Origin of the sequence: Vibrio alfacsensis (assembly GCF_019670485.1) — a bacterium.
GTDB lineage: Bacteria > Pseudomonadota > Gammaproteobacteria > Enterobacterales > Vibrionaceae > Vibrio > Vibrio alfacsensis.
On record NZ_AP024166.1, the window covers coordinates 894,298 to 919,570 of the forward strand.

Consider the following 25,273-nt stretch of genomic DNA (forward strand, 5'->3'; position numbering starts at 1 on the left):
ACTTTTACTTAAAAGTGTAATTGAATCACCGATACAACTACCGCGCCTGGGCGACGAATGCCTTCGATTTCCACTTTGATTTCACGCTCAATCTCCAACCCTTTCTTAATTGGAGTAATTTTAGTTAGCGTACTTGATGCACGAACGTTGTTACCCGCTTTTACTGGGTATGGAAAACGCACTTGGTTCAATCCTAAGTTCACCACAAGCTTAGCCGTTGGGAACATTGGCTTTTCTGCATCCACTGAATCCGTCAATTTAGGCAACAATGCTAGCGTCAAGAAGCCATGAGCAATCGTTGTTTTAAATGGGGATTCTGTCGCCGCTCGCTCAGGATCAGTATGGATCCACTGCATATCTTCCGTAACGGCACCAAACTGGTTGATACGTTCCTGAGATACGTGTACCCACTCACCTACGTGAATGACTTCACCAATTTTTTCGTTTAACTCATCGAAAAGCACTTGAGCTTCTGGCTTTAGGACAATAGGTTCAGGTTGTGGGATCACTTCTTCATTAACAGCTGGCTGTTGGTGATCACGCACTTTAGAGAACAGAAAGCTACCTTGAGCTTTACCTAGAAAATCACTCCAATAGTCGCGTAACGTTGGAGACATCCAATTCATAAACTCTGATTGATGTGTTGAGATCGCACCAACTTTGTCTTTAAATAGATTCGTGACTTTCATATGTACCCTTAAAAGAATTAAGCACAACTGGCTATACCAGTTAATTTTGAATTAGTTCACACTATGTTGCAAACACTTTCGGGCGTACATGTGTATCCTCAAAGGGTATAAACTTTATATTTTCAAACACATAGAAATAAAACGCCATTTTATTAACTATGTACAATATAAAGTAAAAACTCTACCAATTTGTACTCTCTACCTATTAACTTCGTAACTTATAGCATTACAAGCACGCTGAGCTTGCGCATAAAACAAGCAAACGAAACTTTTTGTGCAAATCAGTACTTTACAACGAACCGAACACCCCCTATCATGCGCCGCAACAACGGAGAGATGGCTGAGTGGTTGAAAGCACCGGTCTTGAAAACCGGCGTACGTTAATAGCGTACCTAGGGTTCAAATCCCTATCTCTCCGCCACATTCAAGCCCCTGATTTATCAGGGGCTTTTCGCGTTTTTGGCACTGCATTAAGTCACCACTTAGGATTGACTGAGACAATGTACCTTTTTCGCGCCCCAAACTCGACCTACTACACTCGCATCTGTTTGCCTAAACCTTTAAAAGATAATGGCTTTCCTTTTGACTTAAAAATTTCGCTACTTACCAAGCGACGTGATGAAGCTGTAGAGCGTAATTTTATCCTTGCTCCCCCACTTAAAAAGCTCATAGACGAAGCTTTCCAAGAATTCGATGCTGCTTCTTTTCGTCTTAAAGTAGACGAACTCGTTAACAATGTGCGAGATGGATTTCCATTGCGTGATACGGTGCGTCTACCAATTCGACAAGTGCGAACTGCAAGTTCGCTTCCTTCACTGGCAGCAGTGAACGTTGTAGAACCAACAACTATAAAACCAAATATCGTCATCACCCCTGAAAATGCGTTAGAAGAATTTATCGTTTCTAAGCAGCACGGCAAAGTACGCCCCCTTACCATCGAGCAACTAAATCAACGTACTGCTCATTTTCTGACTCCTTTGGCAATTGCTTGTGTATCCAGAATAACAAGTGCTGATGCAGTGCGCTTTCGTGACCGTTTGTACAAGGAAGGAAGAAGCTACAAAACCAATAAAGATTACATAGCATCCTGCCGTCAGTTCTTCAAATGGTGTAAGCAAATGAATTACATCTCGGAAAATCCATTTCAAGAAATTGCTGTTCAAGACCAAATGAAGAAGAGAACTCAAGATGAAGAACGTGAACGTTGGTCAATTAAGGACTTAACCAAGCTCTTTAAGTCTTCTGAATATCAGTCAAAACCAGAAGAGTTCAAGTGGGTCACTAACATCATGCTTTATCATGGCTTAAGGCCTACTGAAGCTTGTCAGTTACGAGTAGCTGATGTTAGGACTAAAGATGGTTATCATTGCTTTGTAGTGTCTGAGGATGGTGAAAATCAACATGTGAAGACAGCGAGCAGTGTTCGGTATGTACCTATCCATAGCAATCTAATTGATAGTGGTTTTCTTGACTACGTGGCTAAGCGTAAATCAGCGCGATGTATTCAGCTTTTTAGCTATAAACCTGACGGTAAGTGGGAAGACTGGTCTAAACGCTATTGTCAGCAATTTGGACGCTTACAAACGGAAATCGGCATGCCAGCAAAAGCTCGCCCGACGGCGTATAGTTTCCGCCACACATTTGTTGATGAGTTAAAACAGGCTGGTGTTGAAGAGTCGCTGGTTGCACAGCTAGTCGGTCATACTCATCAAAGCATGACATTTGGTCGTTATGGTAAAAAATATCCTGTTCGGATGTTGGCATCAGTGATAGAAAATGTGCAGTTTCATAAGCTGTAAGGTAAGAATACTGCTAGCAAAAAGACTTTGTTTGACTACATTTTCATAATGGGACTATATTGCTGATTATCGATTTATTGTTTACCAATGAGGTCAAACTGATGATAGTCCCAATTAAGATCACTGATGAAGGCGAGCATTACTTTGAAATTCCAGACCAATATTTAGAGGAACTAGGCTGGAGTGCTGGCGACATCGTTGTTTGGACTCAAAACGACGATGGTAGTTTTTCACTTGCTAAGTCTGAAGATTCCCAACCGTGACCTCATGTTCATCTAAGCTTTGATATACGCCAATGATTGTGCCTGACTAAGATGAGACAATTACCACGCAGTACAAGTAACCTTATCGACTTTATAAACTAATACATTGTTTTATTAACTCTCTCGACAATCTAAAATCTGCAATTTATTCAGTTACTTAGATACAAATCAGTAAGTGAATAGTGAGACTGATCAAAACGCTATTGTCGCCAGTTTGACCGCTTACAAACAGAAATCGGCATGCCAGCAAAAGCCCGCCCAACGGCGTATAGTTTCCGCCATACATTTATAGATGAGTTGAAACAGGCTGGTGTTGAAGAGTCGATGGTTGCACAACTAGTCGGTCATACTCATTCAAGTATGACATTTGGTCGCTATGGGAAGAAATATCCCATTCAGAAGTTGTCTTTGGTAATAGAAGATATCGTTACTCAACTTATTACCGCCCTCCTCATTTAAAAGATCGTGATTCAAAGGGATTGAATCTCAATATTTATCCTTTAAGCAACCCGCCATTACACGAAAATAAGAATGAAGTGATAGGTTGCTCAAACAAGGATTACAATATTTCAGACTTGAACTTTTGAATTAAAATTCAATAGCAGATATAACATCGATCAATTGAGATATAACATCGTCCTCGATATTTTTTGCCTCGACAGCCATTCCTATGCGTCGAAAGACTCTCGGTGCTTTCAACGCTCTTGACACGACTTTAGTCTCATTTTCCATCAAACCTTCTGGTAAAAATGAGATGCCATATCCAGCTTTTACCAATTGTAAAACTTGCAATTTTGTATCAGCTTTTGCTTCTATAACAATTGAGCGGCGATTACCTGTTTTCATCTTTGCCATCTGAGCATGAGATTCACAAGTCGGGCATTCCATAAAAACCTGCTCTTCAAGAGCGATTGGTGGCACGATGTCAAATTTAGTTAACTCGTGCTCCTTAGGTAGACAGAGTAAGTAATCCTCCTCCCATAACGGAATAAATACTTCACTGTCTTTTTTATGAAAATCTAGTGTAATTCGTGCATCACACTGGTCATTCCAAGCTTTTAGGTGCAGAGAAATATTTGGTAATTTTAGCTTTATCTCTTTTAATAATAAGCTTGTTCTTGAAGGACTTAAATCCAATGGTAGTCCAAGCGTTAATGTTGTTTTTTGCTTATCCAACAAAGAAGATAGATCATTTATCTCCGCTAAAAGCTTTACAGCTCGGGGATACAATTGTTCTGCGGCAGGTGTCGGTTCTACGCCCTTGCTGCCTCGTGTAAACAGCTTGTAACCTAACTGTTCTTCCAGCATTTTTAGATTTGAGGAGATTGATGGTTGTGTCACATGACACCGCTCTGCCGCAAGAGTTATATGCTTTTCTTCATACACTGCAACAAAAGTCTTTAGCAAACGAGTTTTCATTGTGAACCCTGATAGAGGAAAACTATCATTGAACATTATACCAAATCATTTCTTGAGTATAATTTTTTTCTATAATGCCTAATAAATTAATACGATGGTAACGGGGAATTCAAGTCTTTAAACTCACACTATACCAAGTAACTTCAAGAGCCAGGCGTTTAGAACGTCGTCATTGGCAAACATATTTCGTCAATGGATGTTGATTTAGAACTACGAGCTTCAAGTCGTTGTCTGATCAACAAACTAAAGAACTGTTTCTGAAGCAATCACCTTGAAGTTACTTTGGAATACTTAGTTTAGGAGATTGCATAATGCGCACAACCAAAAAAAGTTTAGCTATGGCGGTTACCATGGCTATTACCATGTCCACAATTTTACCTACAGGCTTTATCTCAAAAGCGGTCGCGGTAGATTTTGTCATGCCTAACCCAGCGTCTAGTCCAGCAGCTAAAAAATCACTTGGGGGTCAATCAGTTAGCTTTAATGTTCATGGGGAAAAAATAGCAGCTAATCTTTACCTACCAGCAAGTTATGATAGCAGGAAACGCTATTCTGCTGTTGTAGTGGTTGCTCCACAGGGAGGTCTAAAAGAACAAACCGCAGGTATATATGCTAAAAAGCTTGCAGAACAAGGGTTCATTGCTATTGCCTTTGATCACAGGACTTATGGTCAAAGTGGCGGAGAACCTAGGCAAACAGAAAATCCGTACTGGAAAGCTGAAGATATCAAAGGTGCTGTAGACTATTTGTTAACACTTCCCAATCTAGCTGATAGCAAAGTGGGTCTTCTAGCTCTTTGCTCAGGCGCTGGTTACGGTGTATTAGCTGCGGTGAATGATTCTAGAATTGATGCATTTGCGACAGTAAGCGGTGTATTTGACTTTAGAGAGCGAGAGGCTGGTCTAGATGGTATAAATCCCCCTAGCGAAATGCAGAAAGAGCGTTTTCAAACATTGATGAATAAGTCAGCAGAGGCACGTCAGAAATATGTTGAAACTGGTATTATGGATTATACGCAATTAGTTCCAGATTTAACTTCAAGTACAAGCGATTTCTGGAAGCAGGGCTATGACTATTATCGTACTGAACGAGGTTTTATTGATGGCTGGGAAAATAAGCGTTCAGCAATTTCAATTGAAGCAAGACTATCGGTAAACACATCATTTATGTTGCCTCAACTAAATGATCTCGGAACACCTTTCCTGGCGGTTGCAGGAACAGAGGCGTTTACTTACCCATTTAGTGTTGCGGCAGTAGAGCGTGCAGAGGGTAAGAAAAATCTCTTCAAGGTTGAAGGAGCAACGCACTTTGACCTTTACGACAACCCCAAATATTTGGATCCAGTAACTAAACAGTTGAATGCGTTTTTCACTAGTGCATTCGTAACAAAATAATTTCCAATCTAAAAGTACATGATACTCTCTTAGGTCTTCTTAAATGGCGGTAGTACGTAGTTCTAAGGTAACCAAAGGTGGATAATTGTCATGTACTTTCTTAATAAACACTCTCAATCCTGCACTAGGATAGAGTGGATTCTAAACAGATGTAATTATACACTGAAGTGTTAAAGGCTTTCATTGAATACTCTATCTGCATCTTCATGGAACACTTTTCTTAGATCACGATGCTGATAAACATACCGTCCCTTTATATCCCACTCATGTAATCTTTTGATTGCTTCGCTCTGTTTCATTCCAAGTCATCATTAATACGCCATATAGTTAGTATAACTGTCCACTTAGCTAATTCAGCGCACTCTCTGTAGAGTTTTGGCTCTGCATCATTTTTCTGATTTCACGGCAGTTTCCACTGTACGCAAGTGTGATCAAGATTCCAAAACGTAAAACTCTCAAAAATTCTTTTTCCCGTTCAGATTACCCACCAATGAGCCAAAAACTCTAAAATGAACTCGGTTGATAAATTAGGGGGAATTTCATTTATTTTTTGTTCTGTTATACATAACTCACGATTACTAGTCATGATTTATGTGTTAATTATCATAAGCTTAGGCGTTTGACGTATTTTCATCTTCATCGTAATTTCCATTCGAAACGCAGCATTTGGGCTGCGAAATGAGTGAATTATGAAAATAAAAACAATCAACGATTATCTAGATTCTTACCTTGCTGAAAGGCGATTCAGTGTTTCTCCTTCAACACAACGCTCTGAAGCAAGTAAGGCGAACAACATTAGAAAAGCAATCGGCAAACGTGCGATCGACTCTGTACTGCATAGCGACCTTCACGAGCTTATCTTCAAGTGGCATAAACGCTTTTCGAATAAAACCATCAATGGGCACTTAACTATTCTGCGTGCCATTTTTAAGCGTGCGACGCTAGACGGCATCATTAAACGTAATCCGATGACAGGTCTAGAAAATCTAAAAACGCGAAAAATGAACCGAATCCATTTATTAAATCAGATTTAACACTCATGTTTGAGTGCAAGAACGTATGTGAACAAGGGAAGAATGCAGCGTTGTTTGACGCACTAACAGGGCTGAGGATTAGCGAACTGATTGCAGCTTCTTGGGATGATGTCGACTGGCAACGCAATGTACTTTACGTTCGTCGTGCTCGTGTACTGAACGATTATAAAGTGCCTAAAACACCAGGTTCTGTGCGTGCGGTTGATTTGAATCCGTTAGCTGTGGATATCCTAAAAAAACAGGTAGCCATCACAGGTAAGCGTCGTCGCAAGACTATTGTTGTTTTACAGCGAGACAATAAGACCATTCAGAAAGAGTCGATTGCATTTATTTTTATCAATAGCAAAACACGTCAACCTTTTCTCAACGCCAAGCAGTTCGGTAAAGCCTTTTTCACTCCATTTTTAGAAACTGCTGGTATCGCACATCGAGGTGTTGGTCAACTGCGCCATACGTTTGCTTCGCAATGTTTGACCGCTGGTATCAGCAAAGAGTGGATCAGCCAGCAAATGGGGCACACTGGCACTCACATGATCGACATGCATTATGGAAAGTGGCTTCGTGAAGATGCACCAGATTGTGCTTTACTTGCCTCTCAGCATCTACAAGATGCATTTGGAATGCCTGAAGTAAAGCGCACTGTTTCTCTACCAGCGGTGCCTGATGCAGCTTCCAATATGCTCGGCAAGCTGACTAAAAAGCCGCAACTAATGCAGTTGATACAAGCGATGCTGGAGGATGCATGATGGGAGTCTTCTCGCTTGAGAACAACTCAAGAGTCGTGCATTTGGTTAATGTGACGACAACGCAACCCGCTGCGCTTGCGTCACACTTTTTGTTCCAAAAAGATGCACGCAAGCTGCGGGCAAGAGGAGTACCTCTTGACTCCCTAACTAGCTCCCCATGGGAGCTAGCATGAAATCGATTCGATTCTTCCACCGCCGATACAATTTCACTTCAAATCAGAAAGACCGCTCGCGTTGTGAGCGGTCTCTGATGCACTCTCTACGTATCGTAACAGAGGCAAATGCGGCTAAGCAATTTGAATGGGATGAGAATTTATCAGACTCAAATCTCATATGGCGAAATGATGAAACTTTGCCATTAAACTCGCTTAGTGATGAACATAAAGAACAGCTACTTTTTACCGCCGCACCCGCTCCGTTAGTCCGTGATCATACTAGGCTACAAACCCGTCATCGGCAATACCGTAAGAAAATGAAAACAACGATCACCGCTGAATACAAAAATGGTAATGATGCTGCGGCGAAGTTTCTAGAAGAGATACTTGATTCATCAGGTCATGTCTCCTACAGCAAAATTGAAAAGTTCAAAACGATGGAAATGTCGCGGAAAAACCAACGAGTCAAAATGCTAGAGACTTATCTTAATGCACATAACCAGACTCAGAGTCGACCTAATCTTAACTGCACATTTATCCAGGAGGGTATCTTTAAGATCCCCCACCAATGGAAAGTGAGCAATAAACAGATCTCATTGCATGAGTATATGGACTTTACTGTTAAGTTTTTAACTCACCACTTTCCTGACTATCCGATCAAAATGGTGATTGGACATGATGACGAGCGCGATGCCGAAGAGAACACTGGAGCGCATACTCATTACTTTTTATCAGCTAGGAATAAGATTACTGGTGAATTTGACCTATTAAGAAGCCAGAAGATCGTCGTTAATCAATACATAGAAAAACTAGGCTTAAAAGATAAGGTTATCCCTGTCGACGAAAATCTGTCCGTAGAGCAGCGAAAGCTCTTTGGTGAGATGTTTCAGAAAATGGTGTTTGAGTTCGCTAACCAGCATCTTTTTAAACACAAGGGGTTGATTGCTGAATTAGCACCCGAGACAGAACGTCGCTCAAAGCAACGACAAAAAATGAACCAAGAAGCCAAACTGCCCAAATCTCAGCGAGAGTTCAATTTCCATAATCTGAGGCTCAAAAAGCAACAAGAGCAATTGGTTGAGTTAGAGCATCAAGTTATGAATTCGGAGCAAAAATTAGTAGAGAGCAGCTTGAAGCTCAACATTATGCTTGGTGAGTTAATGATGTTGGAAGATAAGCAACGTGAAGCCAAAAAGGAACATGTCGTTTTATCTAATCAGGTGCAGGAATTGCGCGCTGAAAAACAAACGCTCTTGATGACGCTGCGCACTTTCAACGATGAATTGCTCTCAAAACTAACCGCATTCTGTAGCAATTTCTTTATGGCTGTGCATACGAATGACTTAGGTTATCAAGATAAAGCAAGACGTTTTCTTGAACAGACCATCAATACCCTCTGGAGTCTTCCTGAGCCGCTGAGACTAAAGGCTAAAGCGTTAGTTAACCACTTATCGTCTCAAAGTATAGATGGTCGCCATGAACGCTCTCAACAGAATACAAACGAGCGTTAATGTCCCGCCATATACGCTCAAGCGTATAAAACCAGAATATACGCTACAGGGTATACGAGTAGCGTTTATTTGTTTGTTCATAAGGTTTGTTCGGAACAAATCTTATGAACAAACAAATCCCCATACTGAAATCATAAAAGCAATAACGGTGAAAAAATGGCGAGACCAAAATCTTATACAAACGAAGATGTTATTAGAGCGGCGAATCAGTTGATTGAGCAAGGAGTTGAACCTGTTGGCTGGAGACTGCGCGAACTCATTGGGCGTGGACGACGTGAAACTTTGGATCGAGATTTAAGGCAATTGATTGAACAAGGTCAAATAACTATAGAGGATAAATCTAGCGTAGAATCTCAACAGTCAGTCATACAAGCTGAACCAACGGTAATCTTACCGCTGCCTGTTGAGATACAAGAAGCGCTTAAACTTATTGAAGGCCAGCTATCATCATCACTTACGAGTCTTGTCACTCAACTCAATGCGTTGACAGATGCTCACTACGAACATCTAACTCGTACTCGGCTACTTGAATCAAAAGCACTGGTAGATGAAGCGCTCAACAAACAGCAATGCGCCGAGGAGAAACTTGCTGTTACAGAGGAGCGTGTCAGACTTCAGGTTGAACTAAATGAGCAATTTGAACAAGATTGTACTGCGTTAGAGGAACAACTAGCTATAGCAAGACTCCACGGTGATGAACATCTTGCTGCGTTAGAGTCAATGACGAACGAGAATGCTTCTTTACTGAGCGATTTAGAAACCTATCAACAAAATGAATCACTGCAAAACGAACAGATACAGGCGCTTACTAGACAAAATACGGTGCTTGAAACGCAGTTAGACAACTGTCGAACGGAAGCAGTAAAACAATGCGAAGCAAACGGTCTACTACAGGCTGATTTAGACCTCGTGAGACAGCAACTCACGATCTTATCAACAAAATATGAAAGTGCTGTTCAGGCAGAAAGCAAATCACTGGCGCAACTAAATACACTAGCAGCGCAGTTAACAGAATCACAAACGTTGGCTGCCGTTCTGTCTGAAAGGATCAGTCATTTAGAAAAGCCGTTGAAACAAGATGAGGTTGTAGCTTAACCTCTAAGTATCACTTTGAGGGAAATATGTATGCTAGCTAATTATCCAAGGGCGTTAGCCAATTGTATGCGAGAGGCTCGCGAGACTTTAGGTTTAACCCAGAAGCAAGCATCAGAGTTGAGTGGCTTGAGACAGGCTACAATCTCAAAAATAGAGAATAACCCAACTAACTGTTCAATCAACTCTGTACTGCTCTTGGCTCAAGCTTATAAGTTGGAGTTACACCTTCTACCAATGCTCAAAATGGAAGAGTATTACGAGCATGATGTTGTTAAGAGTGAATGGTAGCAAGTTTGCAAAATAGCGTGCGCACTCTTTGATGTTTGTTTGGATAAGTCAGGATACAATCTTTCACTTCTCAATTCAAAACTATGCATAGTTGGTCCCGTATCCACTAGTTTCCTCGTGGTCGACACGTTACCTGAGGAACCAGTTATTAGTTCCCTTTCATACTTATGGGTTACTTAAACCAACCTTTAGATTGAGCATCTTTAGCCATACCTGCTAACTCACCAATACCAACAAAATATTCAGTAGTCCACCTAATGAATGTTGTATTAGCTTTCTCATTGTCACCGTAGTAACGAGATAATAAAGCCACAGGATACATAACAACCATTAGTGGAATCATGATCGTTAAAATAGTTAATGTTAGAGGTAAACGAGTAATTGCATTGGTGTCTGCGACACATACTGCAATAATTACCCAAATAATACCAAATGCGCCGAATGTTGCTGCTGCATACATCATTACTAATACTCTATATTGAAAATATCTTTCCCGTTAACTTTACACCAATTTTCTAAAAATAACATCAGAAATCTAATTTTTGACATACCCATTTAATATGTACCGTTCATTAATTTGCAGTTTAACTATCCAAGATGGAAGTATACTTTGTCTAAAATTCACTCAACAGATGAGTATATTCGAAATCTAAGTCAGATATCTAGAAACGCAATGTTTCCAGACTAAAAATAGAGCATTTTGCTCATTATTAGATCAAAAAAGTTAGCATGCTCACACTCTGGTTTAGCGACCTAATACTCGCTAGTCTAAAATCATCCATAGTTCATCATTAAAAAATTAAACAGCAATAACTTTCTAAATAGCATTACTTTTAATTAGAAAAAAACAGTAATTTACATGTAATTAAAGGAAGAATATAATTTAGCTATCCTGAAAATCGTGATAAGGAGTGTCAACTTCCCAAAATTATATTTATGTAATTTTGTTGATAGAAAGGTTAGTCTACTTAATATATCTTTGAAAAAAGTATTATTAGTGTTTTGTGTTTTATTTAGTGAACGATTTTTACCATGCTGCTACACTGTCAGGAACTATTTTGTGTAAAAGAAAGGTTTGGTAATTAGACAATATAAGGTTTAAATGTGAATAATTATTTTCTAGCTTTTTTGATTTTATTTTCCAATTCTGCACTTGCTGCAGAGTGGCAATCAACGAAAGATGGTATTGCTATTCTAGATAAGGAAAGTAACTATTCTGCGGTTGTTACTGGGTATGATGATGTTATATTTGTATTTAGACAATCTTGCGAGAGTGAACAAGATGCTCCTGTTATTGGTATGGTTCCTATTAATGGGTCGTTATACAGTTCTTTTATATATTGCGATCCTAAAACCAATTTAAAAATCATTAAGCCTAATAATGATGAAACTAATAAAAGTGTATATGAGTTACTAGAAAAAGAAAATGATTTGCTTATTAATAATAAGTTGATTTCAACCAAGAACTTTAATCAAGCCTGGATTGAATTTAAAAGTAAATAACTAAAAGCCCCTCAGATATAGGAGGGGCTAACTATATAGGATTTAATGAAGATAAAAGCAATCTTTAAGTCAGCCTGGTATATACTACAGAGCCCCAAAAACCGAGTCTAGTTTTTCTCTACACTTCGGATTCTGAAATAAAGATATTTCTATGTCACCTGTAGTTTGGCATACAACAGTATGTAATGCACTATCAATAATTCCTACAGCATAAATCCTTTTTGTATGAACATATCCGTCAGAACTTAAAGACTTTTCAGTCACAGTAACCGCACCAACTGGAATTTCATATAGATTGAACATTGACACTTTGCGACCAGTTAATTGAGGAAGTGCTTTTGTAGAATAGCCATCATTCTTGAATTGTGCCTCAAGTATTTTGTTAACGCTATCATGATAGGATTTCTCCAACGCATCCACAATATTCATATCGACTTCAACTCCATGTAGTTCTTCGTCTAGTTCTTTTGAATGAATTACCGTTACATCATTCTCGATAGCTTTTTTGGCTTCAGGAGTTGACTGAGTTTTATGTGTTTGCAGCAGTAAGCTTTCGGCTTGAGATCTGTTATATTTGTTAATCATAATAGAACTTGAACCAACGGTCACCAACGTAAGAATTACCATTTGTACTCTGCAAAAAGTCTTTGCAGTGCTTATGATGTTTCGTTTCGATTGAAATAGCCAAGATATTATAATTATTGGGAGTGGTAATAATAACGAAATTACTGTTGAAACACCGATGAGTAAAAATAAACTGATGTTATTTTTTAAGCCGCCACCATAAATTGAAGTAATGACTACACAAAATGTACCAATAGCAAGCCATCCTAGCACTTTCTTTAAATGTGTTTTACTAGTGTTTAAATTGCGAGAATCGTTCATAATCTAAATGATATAAATAAAAAGGATGGCGTTTATATGGCAAAATCAACCTTCTGTCAATCACTCAATACACGAACTTAAAACTAACATCACCACAACAAACCATCAAAATTACTTACCTTTGACAAAATTCAGAGTTTGTAACACATTCATTGAATGCGAAGGAAGAAAACGAAGTAAGTTTTTTATAAGGTTCCGTGACTACAATTACGGTCAATAAGTATGAAAGGGATCGAAAAGCAAGGAGTGCATGCATTAAACACTATGGTCATACTTGCCAAGCGTGCGGGTTTGACTTTGGTAAGAAATATGGAGCACTTGGGGAAGGGTTTATTGAAGTACATCATTTAAAGCCAATTCACCAAATATGTGTTGAATATGTGGTAGATCCTGTTGCAAATTTACTACCACTTTGTGCTAATTGTCATGCCATGATTCATCGAGAGCATGGCATGACATTAGAAGCTTTGAAAGCCCTAATTGCTTAGGTTGTAAGGGGGGGATCGCTAAAAATCACTCAACCCAAGCGCTTCGGAGTTGATCCTGTTCATAACGCTTTGAATGATTCTTTCGATGAACTCTGCTTTATCAAGTTGACTGTTAAGAAAATCATTTTTGAAAGCTTCAGCTTGAGTATTGACTTGTTTTAATACAGCATCTTCATTCGGAATCTGACCATGAATCTGTATGGTTGTTTTTATTATCTCAGAAAATGCGATTGATTTTACATCTTTGAAGTCATGGTAACTTGGTAGACGGTTATTGTTAGGAAAATACAATACATTCATATCTATCACCTTAAATGTAGGTTTATGAGTTGAATTATCGTAACGAATGTTGGTTTGAGCACCCGTTACGAAAGTTGATAACGGAATGCTAATATGCAAATAGTGTCCTAAACGATACTCTGCTGAGTAATAAGACTCTTACTTCATGCTGTTGAAAAAGTGCATTAAAGGTAATTTTTGCGGTATTGGAAACAGACTTTTCGCTAGCCGAAAATAAGGGGGTCACCAGAGAATACAGTGTTTCTTTGGAGTGTTTTCGTTTAAAACAGGAGTAATATTTCTTCATGAAGAACCTCAACTAATCAAATAAATAAAATCATTGCCTGAGAAAACTCAGACACCTTCGTGTTTACAATTTATTTATTAATTAATTAAGGCTTCCAGCTATACACAAAGCAGACACTTTGTTGCTAAAGCTTGTTAAGAATGCTGACGTGCTCCCGAATGAGTTCACTGAATCAGCTCATGTAACTAGTTTTACAACGGCAATAAGTTAATGTCAATGCAATTTTTTTAATTTTTTTCAATGGTTTAGTTAATTTATTTAAGATACTCACTCCTGAACGGTACTGAAGAGCCTCACTGGCGCATATCTGGCTCGATAACCTTGATCCAAAGCCGCTTGACTCTCAAGTTTCCAATCAGCATTTTCAATTGGACAAAGATCTCTCAATGCTGTAGTTTTAACTCATTGATATAAATCAGCTTAATGTAGGTTTATGAGCTGGGGATGGTGTTCAAATCCCTAGTTGAGCGCAACCCCGGCACTCCGCCACATTCAGTAAAAAGGCCGCTAAGAAATTAGCGGCCTTTTTCGTATTCTAGTGCTTGCTCGATTGATTTATTATTCAGTCGTCTAATCACTATGACCAAATCGTTGCCGTGTCACGAGTCCCCACTTTTTGTCTTCGTACTTATCTTCGACAAAGTGGTTTGATGTGTAATCACCTACCACCTCTCTCCAAAAGTTAATGGCATGGTCAGCACCTGCGACCTGTTTAATTTCCCATGAGCCGCCTAGCTTTTCGAACAGATTTGTGATGAATCGCTTACCAACTTTATTTTTACGAAAATATGGCACGACGTAAAAATCACAGATTTCGTATTCTTTGAGAGATTTGTCTTCAATTGCCGCGAGAGCAGCAGGTACATCATCGATGTATAGTAAGTAACCAGTCACGTTACCCTCTAGCTTCGGGTAAATTTCAAACACGCCGTTTTCATCCGGTTTATCGTCAATAATTCTCGAAAACTCTGCCGCATATCCTTGATAGAGATTGGCATACACGTGCGCATTACTGTCATCGACTTTCACAATTTTCATCATGGTTTCTCATCAGGTGGTTGAACAACGTTTTAATCTTAACGTTCTTATATCCTATACCCCACAGCAACACTAGCAAGACCGTTTATGTCCGTTCAAAAACCAACCTCCTTGCAATCTTTGGTCAATCCGACATACTGATTACTAATCGTACTTGCTAAGGAGACTTCATGAATAGTATGTATCTATGGATTGGAATTGCGATTGCGCCTGTTCTGTTTAGCATCATCATTCTTTGCTGCGTTAAGCGAGGTGTGCTTGATAAACGCTAGTGTTCGTTAATTCGCCATCCAATGTATTTCAAAAGCGCTTAGCGTAAGCATCTCGTGCTCTTCGTTAGCTTTATGAATGACCTCTCGACATTCCCTCAAAGCACGCCATGTACCTATTCTCGTTTTTAGTTATAAGGGTGTTATACGTTCCGCGGTATAAGTTATTAAATTATTTTCCGTCACGATAAATAGTGTTAATTGAGTAAATATCCTCGATCACTACACTACGGCCTCGCCCTTTACCGATGGAACACCATGACCCCAAATTTATCTCGGACATTTGCCCGTCATTTATTGCCAGTAATGAAACTGGCTACGCTAATGGTCATTGTCGTTGGATCATCATATACGTTATACAACGCGGCGCTGTTAACTAAGCTTTCTAAATCCATTGTTACGGATTTTAATCAAGTATATTCAATTAGCCGTCGATTTGCTCAGTATTACAACAATACAGGGACCACTTTTTTGACTAAAGGTACCCACGTCCGAAACGATGTCAGTATCATGGTTTGGGAAGATACCAACGCAAAAATTCTGTCTGAGGGTGTGAATAAGCTTCGAAACCAACTTGAAACCATCGCACCTGATCATATTTGGACCGTAGCAATCTTTGAAAACCCGTCGACTTACGGCCACTTTGATCCTCTTAGAGAAGAGTACTCAAAACGTTATAGCATTTATAAGGCTAACGAAATTATGACTCGTATCCTAGAACTTGAACGGCTTGAAAATACGTTCGATCAGTTCTATGGCTGCAATATCAAGCTTTCCGAGCCCTATGTTGAAGATGGCTCAAATGCGTTACTCCGTACACTCTATTACCCTGTATACAACCATCGAGAGTTGGATGCGCTGCTAGTCATCGATATAAATAACAGCCTCGTGGATGACAAAGTAACCGAGTTCAACGATGACTTTTTGACGGCAATAGATACAGAAACTCATTGGTTCTCACTCCGTGTTCCCGTGCAGATTGCCTGTACTGATGCGGAGCCAGTTTATATTGGCTTTGGCGCGTGGGAGATCTTTGAGCGTATTCTGATCCCGTCAATATTAATGGCGTTATTTATCCAGTTTTTACGTACCGCTTTCAAACGTTACCAGAAGCTATTACACCAAGACCGAATGACAGGCTTCTATCGTAGAGACTTTTATGAAAAGAGATTAAAACGTCTAAACACGTTTTCTCTTCTTCTCATTGATATCGACTCTTTTAAATCCATCAATGACACGCATGGGCATAAAAAAGGTGACGATGTCATTACCGAAGTGACAAAACGCATCTCGAGCCAAATTCGAGCAAGCGATGTTGCTATTCGTTGGGGTGGTGAGGAATTTTTGTTAGTCATGCGAAACATGGATGAGTCTAAGCTCAAAGAAAAAGCAGAAACAATCCGTCGACACATTGCTAACGACCCAATTGCAGGCCTTGATGTGACCATCTCTATCGGTGGTGTACATCTACAACGCAGTAACTTTACAAAAGCGTTTAAACTTGCGGACAAGGCGCTGTACGAATCTAAGCAAAATGGTCGGAATCAAAGTACCATCCTACCGGCCCAGCGTTAGCCAAAAAAAAGAGTCAGTGACAACATCACTGACTCTTTTTGTATAAATATTTAGAACACTGTCTTGGGTGAACAATGTCTTGGGTAAAATCGTTAGATTGCCCAACCGCCTGCGTAAAACGCAACAAGCGCGATGGTAATAATCACAGTACCCATGTTCAGCTGTTTCCATTCACCAGCAATCACACGACCACCAACAAGGCAAACAAAGCCCAACATAATACCCGTTACGATATTCGAAGTAAGAACGATAAACACCGCACAGACTAATCCAGCTAGCGCACCGACCAAGTCGCTAAAATCCAATTTGCTTACGTTGCTTAGCATAAGTAGACCAACGTACATCAATGCAGGCGCTGTAGCATAACTTGGCACCAAGTAGCTGATTGGTGAAAGGAACAACAACAGTAGGAATGCCAAACCAACGACAACCGCCGTTAAGCCTGTTTTACCACCTGCTGCCGTACCCGTTGCTGATTCGATGTAAACCGCAGCAGGAGAACCACCAACAAAACCAGAAAAAATACTACTCACTGAATCGGCTGTTAGCGCTTTGCCGCCATTGATAATATTGCCTTTGTCATCCAGTAAGTTGGCCTGTCCTGCAACTGCGCGTATTGTACCTGTTGCATCAAAAATTGCCGTCATCACCAATGCTAAAACACTCGGCAATACCAGTGGGCTCATCGCCCCCATAATATCCATTGATGCAATGAGCGAGTTTTCACCACCGAAGCTCGGCACTGCAAACAAGCCGTGGTAAGTCACTGCTGGATCAAAGATCAAACCAAGGATAGAAATCGCGATAATCACAAGCAAGATACCACCAGTCACTTGTTTCTTCTCAAGACCAATGATCGCAGCCAAACCTAGGACAGACATCATCACAGGGAAAGAAGTAAAGTCACCAAGTGCAACTGGAAGACCTGCGTGAGGGTTTTGTACAACAAGGCCTACGCCATTTGCGGCAATCAGCAGTAAGAACAAACCGATACCAATGCCGGTACCATGTGCGATGCCTGATGGTAAGTTCGTTAGGATCCACTGACGCAGGCCTGTGACGGTAATTGCCGTAAAGACAACACCCATCAAGAACACCGCACCCAGCGCGACTGGAATCGAAACACCTTGGCCTAGCACCAAACTAAACGCGGTAAATGCGGTCAGCGAAATCGCACAGCCAATCGCCATTGGTAGCTTTGCCCACATACCCATAAGAAGCGAACCAAATGCGGCTACCAAACAGGTTGCAATAAAGACAGCGCTTTGGTCAAAACCTGCGGCACCAAGCATGTTTGGCACAACAATGACCGAATAAACCATCGCTAAGAACGTTGTTGCGCCCGCTAATAATTCTCTGCGAATCGTACTACCACGTTCAGAAATCAAAAAGTAACGGTCAATCCAACCTTTATCTACGGTTTGAGTTGAACCATTTTCGGTCTGTTGTTGAGGAGTTGAAATGTTCTCGGACATTGTTTTACCTATTTACATGCTTAAGTTTATGAGCAACTGAATTCCTAAATTGTCGCTCTAAATTGCCCTAAATTGACAGATTTGAGGATCACATATCCTTCGTGAATAGCGTAAGTAACGTCGCGTAAAACGATGCGCGCTAACCGTTACTTCAATTGGGGCGTGACAATACTCTTTTCTCACCTCGAAAACAAATAATTTTATCGTTTGCGCAAACGGTCGCCTTTTGCTTCTCAAATGAATTTAAAATGGTGCCAACTTGATGTGCGCCAAATATACAATTCGATAATGGACTTTTGACCTTTCTCTTGAGCCTTTCGCCCTAACACGGTTAAACTTTATCCAATTTCACTCAAATTAGAATAAAATCAAGGACGATACTCTGAATGCTTATTCAATTTCAGCAGCTTGCAGCAACACAAAATACCGCGACCCTTTCTATAGACAACTGGGATATCGAGCCTGAACAATCTTGGGCCATATTCAGCGCTGATGGAGAGATCGGTTCTATACTCGGCGATCTACTTTGTGGTGAACTAAAGCCTATTTCAGGTGAAATCAAACTGAGTGGTTATCAAGTAGCCCAGGTATCGCTTTCTGAGCAGCAGCGTCTTTTAGAAAGAGAAATCGAAAATGATGAGACAGATTTTTTAGATCGTATCGATCAAGGAAGCAGTGTTCATAAACTGATCATGGAAGTATGCCAAGATGACACCTTAACTGACGAATTGATTCATGATCTCAACCTCTCTCATCTTGTGAACAGTGGATTTCGCGTATTATCTACCGGAGAAACGCGCCGAGTTATGCTGGCTCGCGCCCTTGCTTTAAAGCCAGACTTGATACTGTTAGACAACCCTTTTACCGGGCTCGATATTCATCATCGAGCATCACTCGCGGCCTATCTGCACAAATTATCCAAATCAGTGCAAATGCTCGTGACTTTTTCACGCGAAACTGACATGCCAGATTGGATTGAAAACATCGCATTATTCAGTACGGGTAAGTTAGAAAGCGTAATGGATAGAAAACGTTGGGATACTCACCCTATTATTGCTCAAATCCAATCTCAATCGAACAAGCAAACGGAAGAAGTAATGACGTTGATTCGCCAACATCAGCATTCGACTCACTTCGACAATCCGATTTTCGAAATCAAAAATGGTCGTGTCGAATACACCGACAAAACCATTTTCACCGATTTAAACTGGCGCATAGACAAGGGGCACCATTGGCAAGTAAAGGGCCCAAATGGCTGCGGTAAGAGCACCCTACTCGGCTTGATATTTGGCGATCATCCCCAGTGTTATAGCAATGACATTCACATCTTTGGTAAAAAACGCGGTACAGGTGAGTCAATATGGGAAATCAAACAACACATCGGCATGGTGTCATCGGCATTACATCTACAATATCGTGTCAATTGCAGCGCTTTGGAAGTGATAATCTCCGGGTTCTATGACTCAATCGGCCTCTACTCACAACCGACAAAAAAGGAAATCACAGTAGCAAAAGAGTGGTTGGCTATCTTACACATGGAGCAATACGAGAAAACGCCTTTCAAGCAACTTGAATACGGCCAGCAACGCCTGTTATTGATTGCACGAGCCATTGTAAAACAGCCAACATTGTTGATTCTCGATGAGCCTTATCAAGGCCTTGATTATCTTGGCCGCATTTTGGTTAAGAACACGCTAGAGTTAATCGCAAAAGAGAATTTAAGCCAATTGCTGTATGTTTCACATTATCAAGAAGATGGCTTAGAGAGCATTCAAAACTACTTGGAATTCGTCTATTGCGACAGTAACGATTGTTATAGGGCCGAAATCGAGAAATCGCTTTAGCTCGTCTTTTTGAGCAAACGAGTTCTTAGATCCTGAGTAGGATTTGTATTAATATGCCACTTTCTCATTTTGTGAGAATATCTCATTCTAATTATTTTCCTTTTCTCAGCAACTAAGAATTATAGTTGTTGCACTGCCACTAACACGTTACAACAGACTCATGACGACAAACAAAGCCAACGCGAATCAGGTAAACGAAAAAGCGCTGCAATTACTAATGCAAGTTGCGGTTAGCCCATTCCCAGTATCTGCGAAAACTCTCAGTGAACAATTACACGTTCCATTGAGTAGCCTCTATCGACATTTGAAGCTGCTAAAAGAATGGAACTTGATAGAAGAAAGTGTTCATGACAAGACATTCGTCGTAGGCCCAGCCGCTCTGCTGCTTATGCACAGCTATGAAACCTCGCAACATGGTTTGGATATGGTGGAAACCATATTGGCTCGCTTAGTTCAGCAAACCGGCGAAATGGCCGCATACATGGTACCAGCTGGTTATCGTGCGCTTTGTGTCAGACAAAAAGAAAGTATGCAGGCGCTTCGATGCAGCTACGTCCAGGGTCAAAGTCAACCACTGCTTCGTGGTGCCTCATCTAAAGTGATGCTGGCTTTTATGCCTCAGAATCGTTGTGAGAAAATCTTACGTCATTTTGGCGAAGATCATCGTCTCAATGAATGGGAACAAGAGCTCAGCACCATCCGTAAAAACGGATACGCTGTCAGTACATCAGAAATTGATCCTGGAGTCTCCGGTATCAGTGCGCCAGTCATGAAAGGAAGTAAATTGATTGGCGCGGTATCGGTCATGGCTCCGGCTCACCGCGTGGAGAAAGACAAGCAGCGTATCATTTTGCATGTGTTGCAGGCAGCAAGGGCGTTGCCACCAGAAAGGTAATTCACAATGTTAAGCTTTTTCAAACGTTACAGACTTCATCGAGATAAGAAACACGTTCATCATTACCCATTTTCATTTATGACGGTATGTGAACATTTAGCTCCGATGACATCAGGGACGTTTGAACTAGCTAACCAGAGCCTAGAAAACGCAAGTGACTGGTTATATCAGCAACACAATAAAAACTCTGCCGCGAATCTTGGCCATTTTTCTCACGAGCAAATCCAGAGCGGTGAATTTCAAGAGTCATTGAGTTTGGCTTTATCTCGACACTCCATTCCCGTGATTTTGTCTAACTGCACAGAAGCCGTTTTGTCGATTCTGCCTGTGGTCGTGCGTGATAGCGATGAAGTGGGTATTATTCACCTTAGCCATAAAATGAATCTAAAACCAACACTAGAACCGCGCATAGGTTCAGCGTTTCACTTTGCTCTTTCTCGCTATAGAAACGTGCGTTTGTTTTTTGCCGGAGCCAGTCAAGAAGAGACAAAGCCAGAAATTTGGGAATACGCTGAAGATCAAGGCTGTGACTGGGTCACTGATCGTGAATTCACGTTTCGCTATCGCAAACATTTAAAACAGCAGATTGGTAACTATTTAGACCATTGCGACCAAGTTATCATCTCTATTGATTTGTCTTCTCTGCTTGTGAAAAACAATCTGGATTCCGCATCATCTCTCGATATTCAAATGGTGCTGCGCACAATCCGTCATGGGCTCGTATCCGGAAAAGTCAAAGCCATTCAATTGGTGGGTGACCGTGATAGGCTCATTTATTCTAAACAGACAAAAGCCATTCTCGAAGAGTTGTACCAAATGTCCCCACTGGTTGATCACGCAGCTTAAAGAACCTTGCAAACTACTCAACCTCGGTAATTCAGCTCCCCATAGAGACTGAATTACCGACAACAAGTGTTCTAACAATAAATCTTAACCAAAAGATTCTTAACAATAAGTGCGACATGGTTCAACATAAACTATTGAACTAATGTCACATTTAAGCTCTAATACTTTCCAATAAGTACTTGATACCAATATAGATAAATTGAGTTCAAGACGAAGTAAGCGGAGCCAACACAATAATTAACCCGCTGATGTTACTTTCTTCGAGCCATTGCTCAAATGCTTGTTGCCATTTAGTACCTTTTGATAAGGACATTTGGTAATGCTAAAACGGATTTTACTTGTTAGTTTGTCGCTTCTTCATGGTGCGGCATTTGCAAAAGACTACAATCTTGACGACCTATCTACGCTCAATCAAATTTGTGATGACAGCGTATTTACCGTACAAGGAAATGACTACATATGTGCGAGTACGGTCTCTATCCCAACTGGGGCAACGATAAAAAATGGGGCAAACTCTATCCCAGGTCCTACTATCGTCGCTTACGGAGATATTACGCTACTTGGCAATAATACTGTTGGAGAACCAAGCAACCCCATCAATATTAAAACTCAAGGTTCCGGGCTAGAGATTCATGTCCAAGAAAATGAAAGGATAAGTACCATTTACGGTAACCTTCAATCTCATGGTCTCTTAACAATGAGAAATACTCATGTCCTTGGCAATATTGAAAGCAAAGGAGGAAGCGTTCATTTAAAAGGCAACCAAAACTATGTGTTTGGCTCGGTCGAAGCACTGCGTAAAGTAGAGCTAGAGAACGCGCAAATTAAGGGGGATGTGTATGCTGGATCATCAAGTTCTGGTACGAGTGATTCTGCGCTACTGGCAGTAAATAGTGTTATTGATGGCAATCTCGATAGCTTAGGCACAATACGTTTAAATCAGTCTCAAGTTTGTGGCAATCTTGATTCAACGGGTCAGCATATTTTCACCGAGGGGACCAACAACCTCATTGTTGGTCACGTTAAAGCGTTTCAAAAAATCGGCATCAAAAACACTGCATTATTTAATCAACTCGTATCAACACCTAGTGTGAAAGGAAACCAAGTTTCTATTGATGCGAATACTCAAATGTTTGCGGCTAAATTGGCTATCGACTCGTTCCAAAAAGCGAATGTTCTAAACGCCAATGTTTGCGGTTCTATAAAATCAGCAGTAGCCATTACCGATTATGTAAATAACTACTGTGGCTTTGATGACCCTAATTGCGATTATAGTAATCAGCAACCTTCTGTTTGTCCGATGCCAGAATCTATTCCTCAATGTGAAATAAAGCCGCCATCAGAAGACGATTTTGAGCTTGTCGTCACCCCACATGACGACATTGCCTTAATGTGTGGCGAATCTCTTCCGCAGTTTTTAGCGACGACAACCAACAATGGTGAACCAACAAGTACAAAAGTCACTGTAACTCTGTCCCACCCTAGCCTCTTCACCCTAAAAGTAATAAAGGGCGCAAAAAATGGTAGCGACTACCTCTCTACCGATGAGGGGCAATTGGAGTTGGAAATCATACCAAAGGACATTGACCAACTCGAACTTGGAGTAAACTATCGGCTGACATTCACAGTTGCTGACGATGCCGACAAAGCTCAAGCCGTTAAGTTCATGTTTGAACCATTCATGTTTGAAGCCTATTCAAAAGATCCAGGTACTTCAGTTGATGAAATCAGCGTTGTGGCCGGCAAATCTCAGATCGTTAACACACGTCTTCTGGCTTGCTCGGCAACCGGAGAGCAAATTGTTGCAACCAATTATGATGGTTTACCTAAAGTGAACCACAGCATCATAAAACCAGCGCAAGGCAGCAAAGGGAATTTCGCATACTCTGCAGATTTTACCGATGGTCTTTCTAGTCATGGACTTATCACCAATGAGTCAGGACTATTTAACGTCAGATTGAACGACTCGTTTGATTGTAAAGGGTATGAGAACTGCCCTACGAATGGGACTGTCACGGTACGTGGTAGCTTTGATGTGAAATCTCGCCCATGGACACTGGCGATTTGTGATGCAGGGCAACCTCTGCGATCTGGCACATCCTCATCTGGTAATGGATTCATCGCTTCTGGCGAAGACTTTTCCGTTACCGTCAAACCCATTGTTTGGCAATCTGGCGGTTCACTATCAAACCCCGTGAATACGCGAAATTACTGTAATGCTGCCGTCACTCGTAACTTCATGCTTGATGATGCCCCTGCTGCAAGCGTTGTTCTGTCAAGTACACAAGCGACGCCAGAAACTACCTCTTCTGGTCAAACTAAACTATTAGAGAGCCCTTTGGGATTAACCAAAGCGAATAAAGAACATTCTGGCGATGGGTACGTATTTTCACAGTTATCTTGGCAGGAAGTGGGCAGTTTACGCGTGAAAACTAACCTGAGTGGAGATTATCTTGACCAAACTGTAAACGAGGGGTTTCGCAACATCGGTCGTTTCTATCCGAAATATTTTAAAGCACGAGATGTCGAGTGGGCATACCCGTCTGGGCAGAGCTTTGTCTACATGAATCAACCGATGGATAGCATCACTTACGACGTCATTGCATTAAATGCGGATAAACAGAACGTTCTTAACTATGTTCATTTTGCGCCTAACTATAGACAGCACTTTAATCTGGGTGAGCTGAGTAGTTACAGCGACCGATTTATTCCACCACGCTCTTCACAAGGTGAATGGAGCAAAATCGGCAATGCCAGCGTTGGTAGATTCACCATTATTAAAGCGGCATCTGGAGCGACGTGCTTAAACAGCCCATGCTGGGAAAAAGACGAAACCGATGGACAATATCCAGACGGTCCGTTTAACAAAACCAACAGCGCCGCTACCAGTAAAATCGGCTTAACTTATGAGCTGGGTAATGTTGTTGATGAGGTACACTTTCTCGATGCTACGCATATTTTTTCAACGCAACCTGACGTGCGCTTCGGCCGACTGAACTTCAAAGACGTCGGTGGTAATCAAGGAATGACGATTCGAGTCCCGCTGGATGTTGAAGTTTGGGAGGGCGGTCGATTTGTCACCCATTTTAGTGACAGTTCAACCACCACCGATGGCGAACATCATGACAGGGCTGCAGTCTGGTCCAATTCAGCGCCTGACAATACTCAGTTATCAGGAAGTGGGAAAATGTTAGCTGGGCGTTCTACAGCCATTGTTGCAAGCCAAAAGGATTCTGCTCGAGAACAAGTACGATTCCAACTCGATTTGAGCAAGGCTGGGAACAATTTGCCTTGGCTCCAATACAACTGGGATAAAGCGGATTCCGATGAAGAAAACCCACCAGCAGTGGTCACGTTTGGTATTCATCGAGGCAACGATCGCGTTATTTACCGCGGAGAGGCCAATATGATAGGCATAAACTAGCGATATAGAAAAACGCCCCTTTCGATAAGGGGCGTTTTATTTGAAAGCGATT

Annotated in this window: 22 protein-coding genes, 1 tRNA gene and 1 pseudogene; 17 read left to right on the forward strand and 7 right to left on the reverse strand. The window is 41.0% G+C overall.

Going from position 1 to position 25,273, the window contains the following annotated elements; translation table 11 throughout:
• Positions 1 to 8: 8 nt before the first annotated feature.
• On the reverse strand, positions 9 to 689 hold the full coding sequence (locus VA249_RS18445) for a MaoC family dehydratase (protein WP_221070159.1): 681 nt from the start codon (positions 687 to 689) through the stop codon (positions 9 to 11).
• A 330-nt stretch (positions 690 to 1,019) separates the two neighbouring features.
• Here VA249_RS18445 and VA249_RS18450 point away from each other — a divergent pair.
• The 4 genes and pseudogenes from VA249_RS18450 to VA249_RS18465 form a co-directional block, all read left to right on the forward strand.
• Positions 1,020 to 1,110 (forward strand) — tRNA-Ser (locus tag VA249_RS18450).
• A gap of 79 nt (positions 1,111 to 1,189) precedes the next feature.
• Positions 1,190 to 2,488, forward strand: a complete 1,299-nt coding sequence (locus tag VA249_RS18455; protein ID WP_221070161.1) for a tyrosine-type recombinase/integrase — start codon at positions 1,190 to 1,192, stop codon at positions 2,486 to 2,488.
• Between the two features lie 101 nt (positions 2,489 to 2,589).
• A complete protein-coding gene (locus VA249_RS18460) occupies positions 2,590 to 2,751 on the forward strand; it encodes a hypothetical protein (RefSeq protein WP_221070163.1) in 162 nt (53 codons plus the stop codon).
• A gap of 222 nt (positions 2,752 to 2,973) precedes the next feature.
• Positions 2,974 to 3,210, forward strand: a pseudogene (locus tag VA249_RS18465) (tyrosine-type recombinase/integrase); the annotation flags it as partial.
• Positions 3,211 to 3,339: 129 nt separating this feature from the next.
• On the opposite strand, the gene VA249_RS18470 reads toward VA249_RS18465, so the two are convergent.
• Positions 3,340 to 4,170, reverse strand: coding sequence for a LysR family transcriptional regulator (locus tag VA249_RS18470; RefSeq protein ID WP_221070166.1), 831 nt, complete (start codon positions 4,168 to 4,170; stop codon positions 3,340 to 3,342).
• A gap of 311 nt (positions 4,171 to 4,481) precedes the next feature.
• On the opposite strand from VA249_RS18470, the gene VA249_RS18475 reads away from it, so the two are divergent.
• From VA249_RS18475 to VA249_RS18495, 6 genes are all read left to right on the forward strand, one after another.
• Positions 4,482 to 5,564 (forward strand): alpha/beta hydrolase, encoded by a 1,083-nt coding sequence (locus tag VA249_RS18475; RefSeq protein WP_221070167.1) that lies wholly within the window; start codon positions 4,482 to 4,484, stop codon positions 5,562 to 5,564.
• A 689-nt stretch (positions 5,565 to 6,253) separates the two neighbouring features.
• Positions 6,254 to 6,598 (forward strand): phage integrase central domain-containing protein, encoded by a 345-nt coding sequence (locus VA249_RS24140; RefSeq protein ID WP_225927129.1) that lies wholly within the window; start codon positions 6,254 to 6,256, stop codon positions 6,596 to 6,598.
• A 5-nt stretch (positions 6,599 to 6,603) separates the two neighbouring features.
• A complete protein-coding gene (locus VA249_RS18480) occupies positions 6,604 to 7,344 on the forward strand; it encodes a site-specific integrase (protein WP_225927130.1) in 741 nt (246 codons plus the stop codon).
• Positions 7,345 to 7,513: 169 nt separating this feature from the next.
• Positions 7,514 to 9,010 carry a coiled-coil domain-containing protein gene (locus tag VA249_RS18485; RefSeq protein ID WP_221070169.1) on the forward strand — a complete coding sequence of 499 codons (1,497 nt, stop codon included), beginning with the start codon at positions 7,514 to 7,516 and terminating at the stop codon, positions 9,008 to 9,010.
• Positions 9,011 to 9,166: 156 nt separating this feature from the next.
• Entirely contained in the window at positions 9,167 to 10,105 is a 939-nt protein-coding gene (locus tag VA249_RS18490) for a coiled-coil domain-containing protein (protein WP_221070171.1), read from the forward strand.
• Between the two features lie 30 nt (positions 10,106 to 10,135).
• A complete protein-coding gene (locus VA249_RS18495; RefSeq protein WP_053050663.1) occupies positions 10,136 to 10,393 on the forward strand; it encodes a helix-turn-helix transcriptional regulator in 258 nt (85 codons plus the stop codon).
• A gap of 172 nt (positions 10,394 to 10,565) precedes the next feature.
• Here the strand turns inward: VA249_RS18495 and VA249_RS18500 are convergent, their stop codons facing one another.
• Entirely contained in the window at positions 10,566 to 10,856 is a 291-nt protein-coding gene (locus VA249_RS18500; RefSeq protein ID WP_005596297.1) for a hypothetical protein, read from the reverse strand.
• A gap of 641 nt (positions 10,857 to 11,497) precedes the next feature.
• Here VA249_RS18500 and VA249_RS18505 point away from each other — a divergent pair.
• Entirely contained in the window at positions 11,498 to 11,896 is a 399-nt protein-coding gene (locus VA249_RS18505; protein WP_221070173.1) for a hypothetical protein, read from the forward strand.
• Between the two features lie 84 nt (positions 11,897 to 11,980).
• Here VA249_RS18505 and VA249_RS18510 read toward each other — a convergent pair whose 3' ends face one another.
• A complete protein-coding gene (locus tag VA249_RS18510) occupies positions 11,981 to 12,781 on the reverse strand; it encodes a hypothetical protein (protein WP_221070175.1) in 801 nt (266 codons plus the stop codon).
• A 197-nt stretch (positions 12,782 to 12,978) separates the two neighbouring features.
• Between VA249_RS18510 and VA249_RS18515 the strand changes: the two genes are divergently transcribed.
• Entirely contained in the window at positions 12,979 to 13,269 is a 291-nt protein-coding gene (locus VA249_RS18515; RefSeq protein WP_225927131.1) for an HNH endonuclease, read from the forward strand.
• An 18-nt stretch (positions 13,270 to 13,287) separates the two neighbouring features.
• On the opposite strand, the gene VA249_RS18520 is transcribed toward VA249_RS18515, so the two are convergent.
• Positions 13,288 to 13,668, reverse strand: coding sequence for a hypothetical protein (locus tag VA249_RS18520; RefSeq protein WP_221070177.1), 381 nt, complete (start codon positions 13,666 to 13,668; stop codon positions 13,288 to 13,290).
• 757 nt (positions 13,669 to 14,425) lie between these two features.
• Positions 14,426 to 14,893, reverse strand: a complete 468-nt coding sequence (locus tag VA249_RS18525) for a GNAT family N-acetyltransferase (RefSeq protein WP_221072234.1) — start codon at positions 14,891 to 14,893, stop codon at positions 14,426 to 14,428.
• Positions 14,894 to 15,420: 527 nt separating this feature from the next.
• On the opposite strand from VA249_RS18525, the gene VA249_RS18530 reads away from it, so the two are divergent.
• A complete protein-coding gene (locus VA249_RS18530) occupies positions 15,421 to 16,737 on the forward strand; it encodes a GGDEF domain-containing protein (RefSeq protein WP_221070179.1) in 1,317 nt (438 codons plus the stop codon).
• Between the two features lie 92 nt (positions 16,738 to 16,829).
• Here VA249_RS18530 and VA249_RS18535 read toward each other — a convergent pair whose 3' ends face one another.
• Entirely contained in the window at positions 16,830 to 18,212 is a 1,383-nt protein-coding gene (locus VA249_RS18535) for an NCS2 family permease (protein WP_221070181.1), read from the reverse strand.
• 386 nt (positions 18,213 to 18,598) lie between these two features.
• Here VA249_RS18535 and modF point away from each other — a divergent pair, with 386 nt between their 5' ends.
• The 4 genes from modF to VA249_RS18555 all read left to right on the forward strand — a co-directional run bounded on the left by modF (position 18,599) and on the right by VA249_RS18555 (position 25,221).
• Positions 18,599 to 20,056: a molybdate ABC transporter ATP-binding protein ModF gene (gene modF, locus VA249_RS18540; protein ID WP_221070183.1), complete on the forward strand. Its 1,458-nt coding sequence runs from the start codon at positions 18,599 to 18,601 to the stop codon at positions 20,054 to 20,056.
• A 160-nt stretch (positions 20,057 to 20,216) separates the two neighbouring features.
• Complete coding sequence (locus VA249_RS18545; RefSeq protein ID WP_128813065.1) at positions 20,217 to 20,951, forward strand: IclR family transcriptional regulator; 735 nt, start codon at positions 20,217 to 20,219, stop codon at positions 20,949 to 20,951.
• 6 nt (positions 20,952 to 20,957) lie between these two features.
• Positions 20,958 to 21,797: an arginase gene (locus VA249_RS18550; RefSeq protein ID WP_221070186.1), complete on the forward strand. Its 840-nt coding sequence runs from the start codon at positions 20,958 to 20,960 to the stop codon at positions 21,795 to 21,797.
• 319 nt (positions 21,798 to 22,116) lie between these two features.
• A complete protein-coding gene (locus tag VA249_RS18555) occupies positions 22,117 to 25,221 on the forward strand; it encodes a polymer-forming cytoskeletal protein (RefSeq protein ID WP_221070188.1) in 3,105 nt (1,034 codons plus the stop codon).
• Positions 25,222 to 25,273 lie beyond the last annotated feature (52 nt).